General features: G+C 53.2%; 16 protein-coding genes. 5 read left to right on the top strand and 11 right to left on the bottom strand.

Annotated elements, in window-relative coordinates:
• Positions 1-13 precede the first annotated feature (13 nt).
• Positions 14-934 (top strand): SHD1 domain-containing protein, encoded by a 921-nt coding sequence (locus TBK1r_RS20510; protein WP_145214759.1) that lies wholly within the window; start codon positions 14-16, stop codon positions 932-934.
• Positions 935-1,361: 427 nt separating this feature from the next.
• Positions 1,362-1,835 (top strand): DUF305 domain-containing protein, encoded by a 474-nt coding sequence (locus TBK1r_RS20505; protein WP_145214757.1) that lies wholly within the window; start codon positions 1,362-1,364, stop codon positions 1,833-1,835.
• Positions 1,836-2,438: 603 nt separating this feature from the next.
• On the opposite strand, the gene TBK1r_RS20500 is transcribed toward TBK1r_RS20505, so the two are convergent.
• From TBK1r_RS20500 to TBK1r_RS20455, 11 genes are all read right to left on the bottom strand, one after another.
• Positions 2,439-2,903, bottom strand: a complete 465-nt coding sequence (locus tag TBK1r_RS20500) for a hypothetical protein (protein ID WP_145214755.1) — start codon at positions 2,901-2,903, stop codon at positions 2,439-2,441.
• A 166-nt stretch (positions 2,904-3,069) separates the two neighbouring features.
• On the bottom strand, positions 3,070-4,422 hold the full coding sequence (locus TBK1r_RS20495) for a site-2 protease family protein (RefSeq protein WP_145214753.1): 1,353 nt from the start codon (positions 4,420-4,422) through the stop codon (positions 3,070-3,072).
• A gap of 60 nt (positions 4,423-4,482) precedes the next feature.
• Entirely contained in the window at positions 4,483-5,823 is a 1,341-nt protein-coding gene (locus TBK1r_RS20490; RefSeq protein WP_145214720.1) for an APC family permease, read from the bottom strand.
• A gap of 132 nt (positions 5,824-5,955) precedes the next feature.
• Positions 5,956-6,258, bottom strand: a complete 303-nt coding sequence (locus TBK1r_RS20485; protein WP_145214717.1) for a DUF5676 family membrane protein — start codon at positions 6,256-6,258, stop codon at positions 5,956-5,958.
• A 1,203-nt stretch (positions 6,259-7,461) separates the two neighbouring features.
• Entirely contained in the window at positions 7,462-8,106 is a 645-nt protein-coding gene (locus TBK1r_RS20480) for a hypothetical protein (RefSeq protein WP_419580209.1), read from the bottom strand.
• A gap of 469 nt (positions 8,107-8,575) precedes the next feature.
• A complete protein-coding gene (locus TBK1r_RS20475) occupies positions 8,576-9,484 on the bottom strand; it encodes an anti-sigma factor family protein (RefSeq protein ID WP_419580208.1) in 909 nt (302 codons plus the stop codon).
• A gap of 244 nt (positions 9,485-9,728) precedes the next feature.
• The gene (locus tag TBK1r_RS20470; RefSeq protein WP_145207505.1) at positions 9,729-10,892 is read right to left on the bottom strand and encodes an ISAs1 family transposase; all 1,164 of its coding nucleotides are present in this window, start codon (positions 10,890-10,892) and stop codon (positions 9,729-9,731) included.
• Between the two features lie 163 nt (positions 10,893-11,055).
• A complete protein-coding gene (locus tag TBK1r_RS38815; RefSeq protein ID WP_419580207.1) occupies positions 11,056-11,184 on the bottom strand; it encodes a hypothetical protein in 129 nt (42 codons plus the stop codon).
• A gap of 68 nt (positions 11,185-11,252) precedes the next feature.
• Complete coding sequence (locus TBK1r_RS20465; RefSeq protein ID WP_145214710.1) at positions 11,253-11,552, bottom strand: hypothetical protein; 300 nt, start codon at positions 11,550-11,552, stop codon at positions 11,253-11,255.
• Between the two features lie 46 nt (positions 11,553-11,598).
• Positions 11,599-12,876 carry a cation:proton antiporter gene (locus TBK1r_RS20460; protein ID WP_419580206.1) on the bottom strand — a complete coding sequence of 426 codons (1,278 nt, stop codon included), beginning with the start codon at positions 12,874-12,876 and terminating at the stop codon, positions 11,599-11,601.
• Between the two features lie 63 nt (positions 12,877-12,939).
• Positions 12,940-14,856 carry an APC family permease gene (locus TBK1r_RS20455; RefSeq protein ID WP_145214704.1) on the bottom strand — a complete coding sequence of 639 codons (1,917 nt, stop codon included), beginning with the start codon at positions 14,854-14,856 and terminating at the stop codon, positions 12,940-12,942.
• 1,092 nt (positions 14,857-15,948) lie between these two features.
• On the opposite strand from TBK1r_RS20455, the gene TBK1r_RS20450 reads away from it, so the two are divergent.
• The 3 genes from TBK1r_RS20450 to TBK1r_RS20440 are packed head-to-tail and all read left to right on the top strand — an operon-like array spanning position 15,949 to position 18,535.
• On the top strand, positions 15,949-17,043 hold the full coding sequence (locus tag TBK1r_RS20450) for a TolC family protein (RefSeq protein ID WP_419580205.1): 1,095 nt from the start codon (positions 15,949-15,951) through the stop codon (positions 17,041-17,043).
• A gap of 32 nt (positions 17,044-17,075) precedes the next feature.
• Positions 17,076-18,239: an ISAs1 family transposase gene (locus tag TBK1r_RS20445; RefSeq protein WP_145214698.1), complete on the top strand. Its 1,164-nt coding sequence runs from the start codon at positions 17,076-17,078 to the stop codon at positions 18,237-18,239.
• 50 nt (positions 18,240-18,289) lie between these two features.
• A complete protein-coding gene (locus TBK1r_RS20440) occupies positions 18,290-18,535 on the top strand; it encodes a hypothetical protein (RefSeq protein WP_145214695.1) in 246 nt (81 codons plus the stop codon).
• The last annotated feature ends 46 nt before the right edge of the window (positions 18,536-18,581 follow it).

The following is an 18,581-nucleotide window of genomic DNA, read 5'->3' as shown; positions in this document are numbered from 1 at the left end:
GAAGGAATGACTGATGAACACCATACGATCCATTACGTTCCTATTGACACTGACCACAACAACGAGCGTTTTCGCTCGCGAATGGTCCGACAAAACAGGGCAATACCAAGTCGACGCCGACCTGATCGGTTACAGCGACACGACCGTTGTCCTGAAACGAAAGCCCGATGACTTGGTCGCTGTCCCGATCGAGCAATTGTCAGACTCGGACCGCAAGTACCTCGAAACCCAAACGAAGGACACGATCACCGGCGGTGGCAGCGGCAATCAAGTCTGGGAATTGAAGTCTGGCCTGAAACTCCCCGGGCGAATCGTCGGCTTTGACAAGCACGGCGTCACCATTCAGCGTCGGCTAGGGAAGGTCTACGTCAACAACCAACGCTTCGACAAGATGCCTGGCGTCTACCGCGCCATCATTCCCAAGCTGGTCGCGCATTTCACGTCCGAAGAAATTGACGGTGAAAAGGGACTCGAAGACTGGGCGCGCGATCAGCGAGGCAAACCACGAACCTTCGAGTGTGCGGGTGTGATGATCGAACTAGAGGACAGCAATCTGTACTGCGTCCCGTTCTTCCTCTTCACCGACGAAACCTTCGCGATGCTCAAGCCGGGCTGGGAACGCTGGCTGGCGGCCAAGGAAGACTATGACGAAAAGGAGCAAGAGTCGTTCTTTCTACAAGCGCAAACACGCGCGTACGAACAACAGCAAATGCGATTGCGGCAGATTCAGCAATTGCAGTTAAATCTACAAGCCTACGACGCCGGTCTCTTTGACCTGTGGGAGGTCACGATGTATCCACAGGCGGGAGGATATGGACGGCCACTAAGTGTCGTGGTCCCAGCAACCGACAGCCAGCAAGCCGCTGCAGTCGCCCATCAACAAAATCCTTCCTACATCATCGGCCCCATGCGAATCGTCCGACGTCGAAACTGAATCGTTAGCACGAAACTATTCGCGATAACCTAACTGCAACATCCGGCACCCGACAGCGCGATCCACACATTGCCACGTCATCTAGTTCCACCGAAGTGGCAAGGCCCCACTCGTCAGCGACGATCGAAACGTCCACATCCAGCGCAGTTGGGAACGCGTCAGCCTTGGCATCAATCCTTCGATGCGCGATTCTTATGCGATGACTCGCTCGCTTCTGCTTGAGCGAAGATCGAACAGGCTGGCCGCGGAGCCGTCAATCTAGCCAGTTGAATTTGCGATGACTGCGAACTCTCCGGTGATCGCGCCCATCGGATTTGAACAAATCGATGTTGGCACGCCATCTGCGTAGTGCGTCAGTCGGGATGGCGATTTGCCGAAATATGCCACCATCGCCTCTAACAAGTTTACAGCCAAAGGAATTAGTACCGTGTCCAAATATCGCCTTTTTGGAGCCATGATCGCAACGTCCACCGCAGTCATGCTCTTGTTGATGTACCTGAACACTTACGCCATCGATCACGTCTATTGGAGCGAGACTCGCTTCTATATGGCGTTGGTGATGGGTTCGACCATGGCAATGATCATGCTGTCGTTCATGCTAGGGATGTACAAAGACACCAAGACCAATATCGCGATTGCTGTCACCAGCATCGTGGTATTCACTGGATCTTTGTACCTCGTCCGGAGCCAAGAAACGGTTCAAGACGTCGCTTGGATGAAGGCTATGATCCCTCACCACTCAATCGCGATCCTGACCAGTGAAAGGGCTGAGATCAGTGATCCAAGGGTCCGTGAATTAGCCGATGAGATCATTGAGGCGCAAAGAAAAGAAATTGCTCAGATGAAGGCGTTGATCGCGGATTTAGAGAATGAGCCTGAACGCCCGATCGCGTCACGGTAGAACGGCTTGACGAATTGGGTAGGTTGCGAAAGTTGCCGAGCTGAAAAAGGCTGGTCAGCCAATTCAAAAGTTGTATCGAAGCGTGTCAGCAGTGTGTGGTCGCTAGCACGGAATGCCTGGAAGTCATGGGCGGAAAGAAGAGTGACAACGACTGTCCAAGCTGCTGTGCTCAATGCATCGACATCTGCGAATCCTGCGTGAAGGCGATGGCGTTTCGTGTTAACCGGTGTCGGCAAAGAACCAGAGACTCTGAGAGTTATGTTTTTCAGAAAGCGTGAGCCTGGAATCAACCCCGGAGCTCTGTTTCGGGGAACCGAAGTTGTCAGGCCGTATTCCTTTTCCTGTGCGACGTCGCTGCGTGCGGCACCCATCGCACGGTACACGACTCGGTGCAATCAAACGGATGCGATGTGAGATGGAAGTGAGTGCAGTGGTATTGCGAAACGCTTGTTTCCTTAACCTTCTTCACGAGCGGATCGGAAGGACGAAACGGGGCTCGCCTAACGACGTGGAGACAATTATCGGAGTGCGATTGTTCGGAGTTTTACCAGAACGTCATTTCGTCAAACGGACGGAATCACGGCGCATGGTTGTTTTGAACTATCAACTTCGCTTGGCCACAACCCGGCAGATTGCGGTCGAAGCAACGGGAATGAGTGTCATTTGCAACATGGGTGTAATCCCGACACCAAGGATGGGGACCAACGGCATGGAATCATAGACCCAGCGATTTACAACATGAACGGCCCACAGTTCAAAACTGACGGCCAGTAGGACGCCTATTACGATCTGAACGACCCAAGTTGCGGGATGCAAGTAACTTTCTCGATTCGAGAGCCACCAGATGTCTTCGTGAATCGTCGCGATAGTCGCAAACAGCGCGAGCATGAAGAGCATGTCACCTGTGGCGGTTGCCTTGAAGCACATCCAGAAAGTGTCCTGGAAGGGTGCGTCACCAGATTCAAACAACGGCATTTGCGCAGTTTCCCAGGCTAAATGCAGGACAAACGCGCTGGCAAAATATGCCACCAAAGGAAGAAGTCGGTTTCTTGCCGTTGAGTCGATCATCCTGATGTCCTGCCGGTAAAACGTTTGAGTGATGAAAGAATGCTGCTCATCAATAGCCTCAAGTGGATTTCTTCCGACGGTTCCTGCAGCAACGCTTGCCGTTTTTCTGGTTCATAAATTGGTTGTATCCACAACATATCTGCTGAGTTCGCCACGACCGAACAATTTACAAGTACGGGCAATAAATCTCCGCTGCGTGCCAGAATTTGTGGGGCAGCGGGATCAGGATGAGTGCCAGGATCACGAAGGTAGCGTAGCCGATCCAGCGTCGACCGGGGCTGATCGGTGTGATGTCGTTGAGCGGCGGTGTTCCTCGTCCGGCGATGAAGTAGATGAACAAGGCGAAGAACAACAGTCCGGGCCAAACAAAGATCGCCAGCAGGAATAGCGACCACATGGCGACACTGCTGATCGTTTCTCCGACGCGCCGTCCGAACATTGCTCGGGCCATGTGTCCTCCGTCAAGTTGACCGATCGGCATCAGGTTCAACGCTGTGACCAACAAACCCAGCCAACCGGCGAAAGCGAGCGGGCTGAGTTGCAGTAGATACCCGTCTTGAAGCTGATCGCCCAAGGCAATCTTGGAAATCAAGGCAAAGAGCAAAGACGATCCCGCGGACGTGCCGTGCCCCATCATCGCTGACGCTGGTTCCGCATCCGGTGGCAGCACTTCGGTCGTTTGTAAACCGATCAACAACGCCGGTATCGCGATGACGAGTCCCGCCAGCGGGCCTGCCACGGCAACGTCGAACAATGCTCGTCGATTCCTGGTTGGTGACCTCATTTGAATGAAGGCACCGAAAGTTCCCAACGCAAAAGGGACAGGTATGAAAAACGGCGGCGAGACATTCAATCCATGGTGCCGGGCCATGAAGTAGTGGCCCAACTCATGCACGCCGAGGATCAACATCAGGCCCACGGAGTACCAAAGCCCAACCGCGATTTCGCTGGGTTGCTCCAGCAGATTGGTGCCTTGGTGCAGTGCGCCCGCCCAGGTCGTCGTTAAGAACGTCAAACCAAATAGGAGCCAGTGCAGCCAAAGTCGGGTTGGTCGTTCCAGGACCGCTTCTTCGGTTGGTCGATTCATCAGAACGATGGCAGTTCCCAGTTCTTCGTCCTGTTGAATCATGGGAACAGCATTCTCGCCAAGGTCCGATTCCAGTCGAACTAACGCTTCATCGGCAGGTGTGGTTAGCCGTCCGCGAAAAATCCCGGCACCATTTTGCCGCATCGCTACTCGCACATCCATCACCGCGCGAATCGCATCCGGCTGTTCGGCGTCCGGAATCATGCGAATGCCATCGTCGACGGTGTGGTCGGTCTCTTCTTGTTGCCCAGCACGTGCCGCCGCCGCCATACTGGCGATCATCCAAAAGCACAGTAGCAGAACGATCGGCAGCCACAGGAAGCCGCCCATCATCGTTCCGCCAGGCATCATCAACAGAACGAGAACCGGCAAAAAGAGGCAAAGGATGAAGAGGACGTTGAGCCATCCGATTGGTGTTGAATTCTTTTCCATGATGTTCCTCGTGTTTGATTCTCTGAGTATTTGTTTCGTTTGCTCTTGCCGCCAAGACAACTACGCAGCATGACCGTCCGCATGATTCGAGTCGTCGTCATCTTCCGTCCAAGAGAGGAAGAGTTTTTCGCCAGCGAAGATGAAGACAATTCCGCCCAGGGCGACCCAGATGACGAGCATGTCGCTGGTCGCTTTCATCCAAAGGAACGCTCCGAGAATGATGGAGTCGAGCACGATTGCGGTAATCGGCATCCAGCGATTGGCGTTGACCTTTTCGCGAACATGACGCAACACGCCCCAATGCACCGCCATGTCCATCACGATGTAGAAGATCGCTCCGAGCGATGCGATCCGCGATAGATCAAAGAGAATAGTCAGCGTGACTGCAAAGACGACGGTGTAGACAAGCGTATGCTTTTGAATACCGCCGGGCATTCCGAAGTGCTTGTGCGGCACGAGCTTCATTTCACTGAGCATGGCCAGCATTCGAGAAACGGCAAACGTGCTGGCGATCAGTCCGGAAATCGTCGCGACGATCGCGAGACCCACTGTGAAATACATCCCCCATTGCCCAAATGCCGGTCGTGCTGCTTCGGCAAGTGCGTAATCTCGGCTTTCGATGATTTCTGCGATGGACAAATTGCCAGCCACGGCGAATCCAACAAGCAGGTAGATGACTAGACAAATCGAGAGCGAAATGATGATCGATCGGCCAATGTTCTTCTTCGGGTGAGTGATCTCAGATCCACTGTTAGTAATTGTCGTGAATCCTTTGTAGGCCAGCAGTGCCAGAGCGATTGCGGAGAGGAAACTGCCACCGGATGTACGCTCCGTCACACCCACGCTTTCAAAATTCAAACCCGAAACCCAGAGGCCCGCGCCAGCAAACAAGAGGATGCCTGCGATCTTGATGACCGCCGTAACAGTCGAAAACGTGCCGATGAATTTGTTTCCGAGTATGTTGACGATGAATGCAGCGACCAGTAGCCCAACGCCCAAGACGGGAACGAGGAACTGATTATCCTTCGCATCGAACAACTGCAATGTGTACGTACCAAAGGTTCGAGCAACGAGGCTCTCGTTGATGACCATTGAAAAATACATCAACAGCGACATGCCAGCCGTTACGGTTCCTTTACCGTAAGCTTTCATCAAGAACATCGCGATTCCGCCCGCCGACGGATACTGCTCGGCCATCTTCACGTAGCTGTAGGCACTGAACCCCGCCACGACCGCCGCCGCAACGAAAGCGAGTGGGAACAGGCCGCCCGCCTGTTCGGCAACTTGTCCGGTGAGTGCAAAAATCCCCGCACCGATCATCACACCAGTCCCCATCGCAACTGATCCGGTTAGCGACAGACTGTTTTTTTCGTAGCCACCAGATGATTCTGAATCACTCATTCCTTAACCTAGTTTATTGCATTCAAGAATTGCGTCCTGTTAGCTTGCACGTCTGCAAACGACGGACCATAGGGAGTTAGCAGGGAGATTAGGAGCGTGAGTTTAAGAAACACTCTGTGTCTCCCAACTCCTTCACGCCCGACTCCCAGTTTCCCTACTCCCGCTCTCTTTTCCGCAGCAGTTATAGCAGCATGCGATCAACGCACCGAACAACCATCCCAACACGAAAATTCCAACGGCACCTAATACTGTCTCGCCGATTGGCATGTCCCAACGCATGATGGTTGTCACATCAACGCCGTGCATAAGGCTATTGAAGAACCGGATTGCGACATCTTTTGGGACGGTCAACATTACGAAGACACATCCGAGGTACGACACCACCGAGGCACTGGCGATCGCGAAACCGAATCGTTTAATGCTAAGAGTTTGCATGATCATTGCTCTCGTGTTTGTGGTGATGATCAACGTGGGCCGAGTGATCGTTTGGCACCATGAGTAAGTGGCATCCGAGCATCAGAACGAGGAATACGGCTAGGGTCACGCCTTCGCTGACCCCAAACAAAGGCAAAACAAAAACCATGAGTATTGGGATCATGCATCCCAGCAGCATTCGCCAGAAGTGACTCATTTTTCGCCTTGTTTTCGTCGTGAATGGGAAGCACGGTCGTTTGCTTTTTTAGATGCCGTTCAACACTGTTTTCTTCATCATTTGTTTGGGAAACAAATGTCCAAAAACGCAGATAGGCCCCAGCAGTGGGGATTCTGCCGCGGCCTGTCGGAGAGGGGGAGTCAGGGAGTTGGATGACTCGCGGAAAAAACCGCACCGACATACACCGACATACACCGATGTGGTACGCATTGTTACGGTTGGACGAAATCTGATTAGCAGAGGAGGTTGGAATCGGGAGCAATGGTTCTTTATCTCCCAGCTCCTTTGAAGTAAAGCAAGGGATTGAACTCTTCGATCGCCTAAGTTCTCGTCAGATAAGCCGACAAAACACTTGGCTGAGAACGAACTCGCTCGGATCGGGACAATTGCCACGGACTCTTACCTGCGAAACTTCCATCGGCCTAGTGCCGCTGTTGATATTACTTGACAGAAGAGTTCCATTCTTGAAGTCGAGCCTGCCATACAAGATCTGGTTCGCAACAATGACTCTCGTAATGTACGATCGGGTGCATGCAAACCGAGTGCGAGCACTTGAATGGGCTCGAACCATTTTACTATCCAGGCCAATGCAGTTCTTGGGGCGAACGAGTTATGTCACCTACTTACTTCACTGGGTTGCTATTGAATTAGCTTTATTCGGGTTGCTGCAGGTCGCCCCGAATATGAACAATCGCTTCTTACTTGCGGTCTACTGCACGTTGATCGTGTACCCGATTACCTACGTGGCATCGGATCTGATTCATCGTTATTTGGAATTGCCAGTCATCCGATGGGCAAAACGAGGAAGTCGAGCCTCAACCAGCAAGCTCAACAGTCCGTTGGTTGCGGCCCGCCCATAAATCCCTCTGAGCGCATGAACCAATAAAGCAGATAGGCCGCTGCAGAGAGGATACTGCGGCGACCTATCGCACGAAATGCCCAAGAGAGCATCAAGTGTGCCAACTTCCTATTGAATCGAGCGACTCTTAGTTCTTTTGATCGCCGTGTCCGTGGGCTGCGTGGTCGTGGCCTTCTAGCGTACCAGCCTTCTTCAGTTCTTCAGCTTTGGCGAGAACTGCGGCCGGGTCGGCTTGGGCTTTCTTGGTGCATCCGCTACAGCATAAGTAGACGGGCTTGCCTTCGACGACCAATTTAATGGGCGCTCCCATTGAACCGAGAAAGCTGGTGTTGGCAACGGCGCAGTACTTTTGTGCTTCGGCGGCCATGCGTTCGTTCATCGGCAACTTGGCAAGCGTTGCAGTTGAGTCGCGCAGTTTCTCAGCAGTCTTGACGGTCTTGGCTCCGCCTTTCAAGGCATCTTCCGTGCAGCTTTTGCAGCACAAGAAAACCGGTTTGCCTTCGATCATCACCTTCAACGGTGTGCCCATCGCGCCGAGGCGATCGTAGGTCATGATCGGACAAAACCGCTGAGCCGCTGCCAGTTCCTGGTCTTCTGCGGACAGTGACGAAAGCGCAGTTTTGATCGTTTTCTCAGCCTTCATCATCGCTTCATGGTCGTGCCCTGCAGCATGATCTTGGCCTTCGTGAGCGATCGCGGATGCGGAGTTTAGGCCCCCAACGAAAACTGCGGCGGCAGCTGCGAAAGTAAAAACGAATCGTGCAATCTTCATTCAGACATCCTTCAAATGGAAAGGTATTGGGCGCCGTTCCGCTGCTCCGGCTTGGCGAGTACCGACTCGCTCGGTGAAAATCCGCACAACGGCAAAACGACATTCTGGTCAATTTCAAGCGTTAGATGCGTAACCAACGAGAATCCTTCACGGAAAATCCAATTCTTTTGAAAGTTCTGCCCAGGCATTCATTGACAGCATTTCGTGAGCCGTGGACGACGCTTTGCCGGTGAGGAATCGGGTTTTCTTCCCACCGTCGTCGCTCATCGTCAATGGTAGCGCGACTCTGATCACGACGCGTCCTTCGCTGCTTCTCAGGCTTCTGCTCCTCAGCTTACGAGCGATCGAATCGAGCGATTCACTGGGGTTGATCCGCAAGCGTCGCAATTTGATTGCGCCGCAACGACCACTTCAACGCAGGCGGAGCAATGACCGCACAAATGCGGAATACCAAGGCCATCGGATGAACTCAGTTGATGGCAAGTAATTGATCCATCTCGTTCAGATCGCGTAAACCAACGGCAAGCCTCCGCGTCTTGTTGGCAGTCCATGTCACTGCCAGCCCCTTTTCATTGCCGGTCACCTGCAGTTCGTGGTTGCCACGCTGCACAAGCCGAACTGGCAGTTCGCCGAAGTTGACGTTCTGGCCGTGGCACTGCTCGACGACTAGGAAAGTCGACCCGTCAGGACGCTGGCACACGCAAGCAACGCAGTTGCATTCGCCGGGACCACACATGCAAACACCATCGACGCAATTGCACTGCGGCATTTTCAGAAGCTGGGTCGAAACCAACTTCACACCGTCGGACAGAGACGATTGCGTTATCGGTTGGAAGCCGACATTCTTGACGACTTCCTCAGCCGACGCTTCTCGGCCCTCGTACTTTTGCGTCAGGGCTTGCATTGCCAATCCAGTGTCCTGCTGTTGTAGCGAAACCGTCTCTTGAAAATTGATGGCCGTCGCGTTTATCGCGGGACCTGCATGGCTCGAATGGACCGACTGAGCCACCTGAGTCGGCTGGTCAGCCGGTCGCCAAGTCCAGGCGAGAATCAAGATCGACGCGGCCAGAGAAGCCACGATCACCATAAAGTCCTTGACCTTCGATCGACCAGGAATTGTGAATGGCGAGTTGCTCGGCAAGGTGACCGGTGTTGCTTGCTCGGCTTGCAATCGTTTGGCGACGGTTGCCCACGACGGCGGTTGAAGTTCATGGAGGTTGCTTGCACCGAGCAAGTCACTGATTCGCTCAAAGCTGCGAGACTCCGCACTGCACGACTCGCAATGCGCGAGGTGCGAATCGATCTCAAGGGACAATTTCTGGGAGAGTTCGCCGTCAAAGTGGGCGGAAAGCTGTGGGGCGACAGTTTCACAACGCATGGTAGTCATTCAAACCTGAGTAAACTCCGACTTCCGAACAAACCAGTGTTCGATCGGATGAAAGTCATTGAGTGTGTGGCCGGGAATCGTATCGGCGGCCAAATTGCTTGCTTCAAACGCGCTGGCGACAAGGCATCTACCGCAGTCTCCTTCGATGCTCTCCAGCCACAATTTCTTCACGCAAGTTTACCATTTCACGGAAAAATGAGCCATTGGGAGTGGGGGCACGACGATCGCACCAAAATTAGGCTGCAAACAGGAGTTTCTCGAGGAATTCGCTGTTCCAGCCAGCGATTTTTCGCTTCCGCCTGAGGCTCTTCTTCCGAGTGTCTCGCTTGAGAAGCGTCGTCACAAACCGACGAGCAAAGCTCATGTTCGATGTCGCGTTCTTGGTTCGGAGCCGACTGGAGTCCTCATGAAACACGACATCGAGGACCCAGTGCATGCTCTCTATACTCCAATGGCTACGAGCACAATTTGAGAATTCATGCACCCGCGCCGGTCGGCTCGAAATGTAGTAGCGAACATCGCTTGATTGCCGGTCACCACGAGTCGTGCAAGTATTCGCTTGGCAGATACTTTTTGCTCCTTTCCACTGGTCGGTCAGTTCGCGAAGTGCTTTTGGAATTGGGCAGGTCGCATAGAAGCGTTCCTCTTCACGCGCGGCCTGCTTTCCTGTGGTCGTCATTGCCCGAACACCGTGGGCTGTGAGCCCATCGTTATGGGCCATCTCAAAGTGATCGGCGATGGCAGCACAGAGCTTGGGATGGTTGTCTTTGACAGCGAACAGATAGTCGCCACCTCCCTCGACGATCTTTTCAGCAATCGACTTTTGGCATCCCATGGCATCGAGCGTCACGATCGAATTGCGTAAGTCGATTAGATCGAGCAATTCGGGAATTGCCGTGATTTCGTTGGACTTTGAGTCGACCTCGGTTTGCCCAAGCGTGACACCATTTGCGGTCGCCCAGGCACTGACGATATGAATCGCATCAGATTTCTCCGCATCGGTATAGGATCCGCGCACCGTCTTGCCATCGATCGCAACGTGAACGGGACGATTGTCGTCCTTGCTGGCGTGATCCCAATTAATCTCGCAGAGATGAGCGTGCCATTGAAGCAGCGCCTTCTGAAACTCGGCTGGTTTGATCAGGGACAACACTCGCGTGATGGTATCGTGAGACGGAATGCCGGCATCAAAGTCGGCGAATTTGGATAGCCAATCCAGTTTCTCACCACCGAAGCTTTCGATCTCATCAGGTCCGTCCGCGCCTGCGATGACCGCCGAGACAACCAAAAACAGAATCGAGTTAAGTGGATGGATTGTCCGGCCTGCGACTCGCGGGTCGCCGACCTGATCAAAACACTCGTGAAACACATCGATTTGGGAAGCCATTGCCATCTCCATAACAGGGCAGTGAAAAACCAGTCTGGCTGAATTTATTGGCAGAGGGGTTCACTGAGGCAAGGCTTCGACGAATACTGAAACCAGATTTTGGTGCGATCGTCGTGGGAGTGGGGGGTGGGACCTGGGAGTTGCCTTGCTCCCACCTCCCCACTCCCAGCTGCGCTTAGTGAGAGTGGCCTGCGTGACCATCGGACCCTCCATAGCCTCCGCTGCCCGACGCGGCACAGCCGCCCGCAGTGAGGGCAAGTGCCAACATCACCAGCAAAATACCCGTGGTTAATACGTTTTTCATCTCATTCATCCTTGATCGAGAAACTCTCTTACTGAAATGCTGGCGAGCCAGCGACGTTAAATCTATCTTCATTCGTTACGAGCGATCGCGAAGTACTTGGCTGGATCGGCTTTCACCTTTTTCACGCAGCCACGACAGCAAACAAACAGCGTTTCTCCGCCAACTGTCACCGGAACGAGATCGCCCATCGAACCCAACGGTTCGCCCATCACCGGGCAAAGTTTGTTATTGATGACACCGCCACCGGAGGCAACCATCGGCTGTTGCATGGATTGGGAAGCCATCGGTTGCCGCGACATGTCGTGCTGGGGCATCGCCCACTTTAACGTTGGCGGTGTGATCAACGTGGTCACGAGTAAGACAATCACCAGGGCCGCGAACAGGTAATTGTTGATTGCGCTAGCCTGATCGCAATCAGCGAAAGGGCATCTCGCTGAGGGGTTCGTGTTCCATGGCTGCGCTGATTTCCTTGGCCCGTTCGGTTCGGACTGCATACCATTTTGCGAGCGGATACGCTGTCAATCCATGGCAAAAGACACTCAATGCGACCGTCGCCATTGCGATCGCAAAAATGTCTTGCCGGGCGGGAACCTCGATCTCTTTGAGCAGGACCAAGGCGAACACGATCGATGCGACGCCGCGGGGACCGAACCATCCGATAAACCAACGTGTTTCCCCTCTCAATCGAGTACCGATAAGACTGATCGCCACCGGCAACATCCGTAGCACTGTCAACGCCAGAATTGCAAAGAGCATCCCGGTGAATGTGAGATTCGAGTAGGCCTGTGGCAATAGGACGGCACCAAAGATAAGAAAGACCAGCAGAGTGAGTAACTGCCCTTCCGCATCCGCAAACTCATGGATGGCGCGGCAAATCGATCGCGAGACGTTCCCAACAGTCAGCCCCGCACAGAAGGCCGCTATAAAGCCGTTTCCGCCGACCGACTCCGCCGCTCCATAGGCAACCAATGCCAGAGCGATGGTCGTCAGTTCGAGAAAAGAATGACTAATCCACTTGTGAATCGCCGAACGTTCAATCAGTTTTCCACCGATGTAACCAACGCAGATACCGACCAGTGGTCCAAACCCGATTTGCATCGCAGCGAACTGTACCCAATAGGCAGTTGTTTCCAAATGCTCAGCGACGCGCGCAGCACACAAGAATGTTAGAAACAGTGGTAGGCATAGCCCGTCGTTCAAGCCACTTTCGACGCTGATTGCTTGGCGAATTCGCGTCGGCACCAGTTTGTTCGTCACGACAGCGTGTGCCAAAGCTGCGTCGGTTGGTGCAACAACAGCCGCCAATACCGCGGCTTGCCAAAACCCAAACTCAGGAAACAACCACCAAGCAGTGATCGTTCCAATCAACATGCAAAGCGGTAGACCAATCGTCAACAATCGAACAGGCAAATCGTGTTCACGGCGAAGAAGCTTTAAGTCAATGCGGGACGCATCCGTGAACAGCACGACGATCAAAGTCAATTCCGCCAGCAAATGAATGACGTCGTGTTCCAGCCGGAAGTCAATCAGTCGAAATCCGGCATTGCCAACAAACAGTCCGAATGAAACGAAAACGATCGGAGCCGTTATAACGCTCTGCCGCAATCGCGCTGACACGAGACTGTAAAGAATGATTGCCAGCGCGACAATTGTAACGGAAGTTGTATCCATAGTTGAACGTTTCTCTTGCAATCCATAACATCGCAAATCAGGTCCCATCACCGGCAAATACGTTAATTTAGCAATGTTGATCGATTACGCGATGATGCGAACACCACCCCAGTCGGCAAGGTCGTCGATCAAACCCGCCGTGGCGGAAGTGATGAACATGTAGTTCAGCGGCACCCCCATGCGTTGCCCCAGCACACGCAATAAACTAGGGCCGAGTTTTCCGCGCACCAACAACAGGTCGATGTGCAGATCGCGAAACTCTTTATCAATCTCTTCGCGAATCTGCGGCATGTCCTGCGGTATTTCAGATTCGACATCATAGCACCAAGCGACTTTCAGGATTCGCATCTGCTCATTCCGCCGAACGTATTCCGCTGCCCGACGCATCTCATTGGGCGACCCGTCGGAAGCGACAAAGATGATCGCTCGACACTGGACCTCCTGAAGCAACGTCGCAATCTGGTGACCCGTCTTGCAACGTCTTAGTAGTGGAAGGCCACATAGCGTCTTGGCCACTTTGAGCAATTGGATGAGCAGTTTGTTACGAACGAGCATCAATGCAACGACGCCAACGGCAGCCGCAAAGTAAAGCAAAAACACACGAACATAATCGGGGTTTAGCACAACATTGCCAACCAGCGCCAACAGTACCCCGCCCAACGCGATAGCGACCGTCAGCCGCTTCGCCTGCGTGGCACGTTTTAGATCAGGCCGTCTCGCTTTTAACAACAGATTGCCTAATGCAAACAAGGCCATCAACGAAAGGAACGATAGCGTGTATACGCCAGCAAGCATTTCGATCTTGCCAGATGTAATCAACAGAATCGAGCAGCAGAGTAGAAAGAACGAGATGATGATCCAATGGTTCGTGCCACGCCGACGATTCTGAAGCAATAGGAATTGTGGCAGACACAAGTCCATGCTCATTCGCCGAACCAATCCCGTCACACCGACATAGCTTGTCAGCACGGCACCCGAGAGCACGACCACGGCATCGAGACTGATCCAACCGGCAGCCATCCGCGGCAGAAAGGAGTGCGCCTCAAAGCTGCCAACACTCATTACACCTCGTCGCCCCATTTCTGACAAAAGCGCCTCTTTGTAGGTCGCGATTTCTGACATCGGTAACAACGCAAAGGAGAGCAAACTGATGACTGGATTGAATAATGCAACTGCGATCCACATATTGCGCAGCGTCTTCGGAAATACGCCGGGCTTTTGCTCCTCGATGTAGTTCGCGGAACTTTCAAACCCGCTGATGCCGAGCATGGCAGCGGAGAACCCGAAGACTAACGCGATCATCATGCCGCCAGAACGTGGCGTAGGCCATTGGTTCATGGGTGTGCGGATGTTTTCAACGAAGATTGTGGGGTCACCAATGATCGCCATCACCCCAATCGCAACCAACGCGGCTAGCGTGCACAAATGGAACACGAAAATGCCAAGTGCCACGCTTGCCGAATCCGAAATGCCCATCACATTGAGAACCGCGAATCCGCCCAGCAAGATTACCGTGGCCCAAAACACATTGATTGTCGGCAACAGTTCCGAGGCATAGTTCATTGCTTCGCTGCCACTGATGACGGCCGTTGCGATGTACGAAAGCAATGTCAAACAGGCCGCAAGTGCGGCCCGTGATTTGGTCGTCGTGTTGAGCAACACGTTGTACGCGCCGCCGTTCAGTGGCAGGGCGCTGCCAACTTCGGCATAGATACTACGAAAAAGAAACAACACGCCGGCGACCAATAGCAGTGCCAGCGGAGCCAGTGGTCCGGCGTACAACGCCGCCAATGCAGAAACGTATAAACAGCTCGACGTGATGTCGTTGCCGCAGATCGCGGTCGCTTTCCAAACCCCCAGACGCGTTGGACTCTTGCCGGTTTCCTCGGCGGGTAGATTTGGTAGGTCAAGAACCCTCTCGACCTTTCCCCAACCAGGAAACTCCCAGCAATCGCATTCGCCAGGCGGTTTTCCGCAACAGCCACACGCGTCAGCCGACATGGGCGTGATCCCTTTCGTTCAATGAATCACACGGAATCCATCGGTGATCTTTACACTGAAATACCGTTTCTTGCATCCATCGACCAGAGATCCGATATCTGTGCTGGGAAACGCGATCCGGGAGCAACTGGCATGCGGTCCGATGAGGCTCCTCAATCGGTGGCACGGCGTGTCGGAGTATGATTGTTCCGTCACGGCGGATCACTCGCCTGATTTCATAAAACGCTTCGATTCTTAGTGGTGTCCGCTCCACAAGGATTACATCAACGCTTTGATTTCGTAATGGGATCGCCTCTGCACGACCGAGAATGAGTTTGGGAATTGGCGAGCCGCGATTTGGGCCGAGTGTTCGCACACGGCGTGGATTCAGATTCCAAGCTTCGCTGTGGCGTCCTTCGCCACCGATGTCGAGCACTAGAGTTGAGGGCGACTGATGGCAAGCAATTTGACGATGCAAAAGGTCCATTCAATTGTTTCCGCCTACAATTTGTAGATTCATGATTCGGTGCAAATCAGGACGAAAGTGTTCGGTAAGGTAGTCGTGGACATGTCGATTCATGATCGACTCCGCAGTCGGGATTGAATGCTTGCTGTTCATGGCTTTCCTCAACGGAGAGGTTGGAATCATGTACTTACGACTGAACCGTATGATGTTCCGATTGCAGTCAACGCATTCGATGCACCGACATCGGCAATTCTTCACGTTAACTGGCGACGACCGGCGATTTACTCGGGCAATGATTACCAGAATGCCTGAAGAATCGGTCATCTGCGAATGATTCCTGTCGCAGCCTTCGGCGCATGTAATGACCAAGGCACTTCACTGGACGCCAGCGCCCCCTTGTTTCTTGACCGTACCTCCGATTTGTCTGCCGACTTTTTGTACGACCTTTGACGGTTGTAACGATTCGCTGCCTCATACCCCCGGTATGTATCTTGCATGATCCTTTTGAACTGATTTCAGACGGTAATCGTTCCGAATATTCGTCTTAACGGACTGAATTCATTTGCGAAGGGATCGCGATGCGAAAATATACATTGGCTTTGACGCTTGGGCTGCTGACTGCGGGGACAAGCCTCGCTCAGCAACCGATGAGCGACTACGACATGCACATGATGCCGGAGGAAGTTCATGTCACATCCGAGTTGGACGTTCATTCTCAGGGTGTGTCTCTATCGGAATTTGAATCATTTGCTTTGGCAAATAACCCCACGCTGATTCAAGCAACCGCCCAGGTTCGCGCTGCCAAAGGGGCCGCCTACCAAGCAGGACTCTATCTCAATCCGGTTGTCGGCTACGAAGGCGAATACGACAGCATCGGAGGAGGTCGAGACGAAACCTGGAATGGCGGATTCATTTCGCAGGAGTTCGTTACTGGCGGCAAGCTTCGACTAAGTCGGGCCAAGTGGTGCCAAAGAGTGCAAATCGCACAAACCAACCTACATGCGCAGCAATCACGCGTACTCAATGACGTGCGCGCTCAATTCTATCGCACTCTCGCGGCGCAACGATTGGTAGAGACACATCGTGAATTACTTGGAAACGGCGAAGACAACCTGCAAACGTACGGGGAAATGCTGAATGTTGGTCAAACGAATCAATCGGGGCTATTGCGTGCACAGGTCGATCTGCAGCGCGACCGATTAAATCTGAAGCAAGCCGAGTACGAATTTTCGCACGCGTGGAGGACTCTGAGTTCATTTGCGGGCATTCCAGAGCAAGTCCCGCAAGTTGTGCACGGATCGCTGGAACCGAGCGAAGAACCGCTCGACTGGGATTCGTCACTGGCAAACCTCTTGTCGTCGAGCCCAGAGCTTCAGGCGTCATGGCAGAAAATACAACACGATAAGATCAGCATCAAGCGAGAACAGGCGGAGCCGATACCGAATATCATCGCCGGCATCACAAGCATTCGCAGTCCCGTTGCCGATACGACTCAAACGACTTTCACGCTCGGGATTCCGCTACCCATTTTTGATCGGAATCAAGGCACCATTCGTCAGGCTCGCGCCGACTTAATGCAAGCGCATGCCGAAGCACGACGATTGGAACTCGAATTGCGCAACCGACTCGCGACGCAGTTTCGTATGTACCAAACGTCTTGGGAAAGAGTTCACGACGATCGCACCAAAATCTGGTTTCAGTATTCGTCGAAGCCTTGCCTCAGTGAACCCCTCTGCCAATAAATTCAGCCAGACTGGTTTTTCACTGCCCTGTTATGGAGATGGCAATGGCTTCCCAAATCGATGTGTTTCACGAGTGTTTTGATCAGGTCGGCGACCCGCGAGTCGCAGGCCGGACAATCCATCCACTTAACTCGATTCTGTTTTTGGTTGTCTCGGCGGTCATCGCAGGCGCGGACGGACCTGATGAGATCGAAAGCTTCGGTGGTGAGAAACTGGATTGGCTATCCAAATTCGCCGACTTTGATGCCGGCATTCCGTCTCACGATACCATCACGCGAGTGTTGTCCCTGATCAAACCAGCCGAGTTTCAGAAGGCGCTGCTTCAATGGCACGCTCATCTCTGCGAGATTAATTGGGATCACGCCAGCAAGGACGACAATCGTCCCGTTCACGTTGCGATCGATGGCAAGACGGTGCGCGGATCCTATACCGATGCGGAGAAATCTGATGCGATTCATATCGTCAGTGCCTGGGCGACCGCAAATGGTGTCACGCTTGGGCAAACCGAGGTCGACTCAAAGTCCAACGAAATCACGGCAATTCCCGAATTGCTCGATCTAATCGACTTACGCAATTCGATCGTGACGCTCGATGCCATGGGATGCCAAAAGTCGATTGCTGAAAAGATCGTCGAGGGAGGTGGCGACTATCTGTTCGCTGTCAAAGACAACCATCCCAAGCTCTGTGCTGCCATCGCCGATCACTTTGAGATGGCCCATAACGATGGGCTCACAGCCCACGGTGTTCGGGCAATGACGACCACAGGAAAGCAGGCCGCGCGTGAAGAGGAACGCTTCTATGCGACCTGCCCAATTCCAAAAGCACTTCGCGAACTGACCGACCAGTGGAAAGGAGCAAAAAGTATCTGCCAAGCGAATACTTGCACGACTCGTGGTGACCGGCAATCAAGCGATGTTCGCTACTACATTTCGAGCCGACCGGCGCGGGTGCATGAATTCTCAAATTGTGCTCGTAGCCATTGGAGTATAGAGAGCATGCACTGGGTCCTCGATGTCGTGTTTCATGAGGACTCCAGTCGGCTCCGAACCAAGAACGCGACATCGAACATGAGCTTTGCTCGTCGGTTTGTGACGACGCTTCTCAAGCGAGACACTCGGAATAAGAGCCTCAGGCGGAAGCGAAAAATCGCTGGCTGGAACAGCGAATTCCTCGAGAAACTCCTGTTTGCAGCCTAATTTTGGTGCGATCGTCGTGGGAAAGAGTTCAAGACTATGAAACAACGATTTTGCCAAAAGCAAAGCAGTCTTATGAGCTGTTGCACGAAAGCTACAAGGCTCGCCGTGCCCCTTGGCCGGATGTCCTGATGGCTCAACGTTTTTATCTTGGCTTACGTATTGAACAAGTCGCCAATTTGGTTATGTATCGTGAAAGTGATGTGGCGATTCGCGGCATGCTATTGACCGGTGGGCTGACGATTCCTCCGAGCCCGATCAACGGTGGACACATTGACGCCGTACCTAAACCGCGGTAGCCGTCGCCATTGGCAAATCACTGAGTCAAAGAGTTAATTGAAAGGA

Source organism: Stieleria magnilauensis (assembly GCA_007753675.1).
GTDB lineage: Bacteria > Planctomycetota > Planctomycetia > Pirellulales > Pirellulaceae > Stieleria > Stieleria magnilauensis.
Note: the sequence above shows the minus strand (reverse complement) of the source record. Positions and strands in the feature narration are given on the sequence as shown.

Excerpts from the sequence above, each read along its gene's own strand:
- TBK1r_RS20510 (WP_145214759.1), top strand. The coding sequence starts at position 14 with ATGAACACCATACGATCCATTACGTTCCTATTGACACTGACCACAACA.
- TBK1r_RS20500 (WP_145214755.1), bottom strand. The coding sequence starts at position 2,903 with ATGATCGACTCAACGGCAAGAAACCGACTTCTTCCTTTGGTGGCATAT.
- TBK1r_RS20495 (WP_145214753.1), bottom strand. The coding sequence starts at position 4,422 with ATGGAAAAGAATTCAACACCAATCGGATGGCTCAACGTCCTCTTCATC.
- TBK1r_RS20490 (WP_145214720.1), bottom strand. The coding sequence starts at position 5,823 with ATGAGTGATTCAGAATCATCTGGTGGCTACGAAAAAAACAGTCTGTCG.
- TBK1r_RS20485 (WP_145214717.1), bottom strand. The coding sequence starts at position 6,258 with ATGCAAACTCTTAGCATTAAACGATTCGGTTTCGCGATCGCCAGTGCC.
- TBK1r_RS20480 (WP_419580209.1), bottom strand. The coding sequence starts at position 8,106 with ATGAAGATTGCACGATTCGTTTTTACTTTCGCAGCTGCCGCCGCAGTT.
- TBK1r_RS20475 (WP_419580208.1), bottom strand. The coding sequence starts at position 9,484 with ATGCGTTGTGAAACTGTCGCCCCACAGCTTTCCGCCCACTTTGACGGC.
- TBK1r_RS20470 (WP_145207505.1), bottom strand. The coding sequence starts at position 10,892 with ATGGAGATGGCAATGGCTTCCCAAATCGATGTGTTTCACGAGTGTTTT.
- TBK1r_RS38815 (WP_419580207.1), bottom strand. The coding sequence starts at position 11,184 with ATGAAAAACGTATTAACCACGGGTATTTTGCTGGTGATGTTGGCACTT.
- TBK1r_RS20455 (WP_145214704.1), bottom strand. The coding sequence starts at position 14,856 with ATGTCGGCTGACGCGTGTGGCTGTTGCGGAAAACCGCCTGGCGAATGC.
- TBK1r_RS20450 (WP_419580205.1), top strand. The coding sequence starts at position 15,949 with ATGAGCGACTACGACATGCACATGATGCCGGAGGAAGTTCATGTCACA.
- TBK1r_RS20445 (WP_145214698.1), top strand. The coding sequence starts at position 17,076 with ATGGAGATGGCAATGGCTTCCCAAATCGATGTGTTTCACGAGTGTTTT.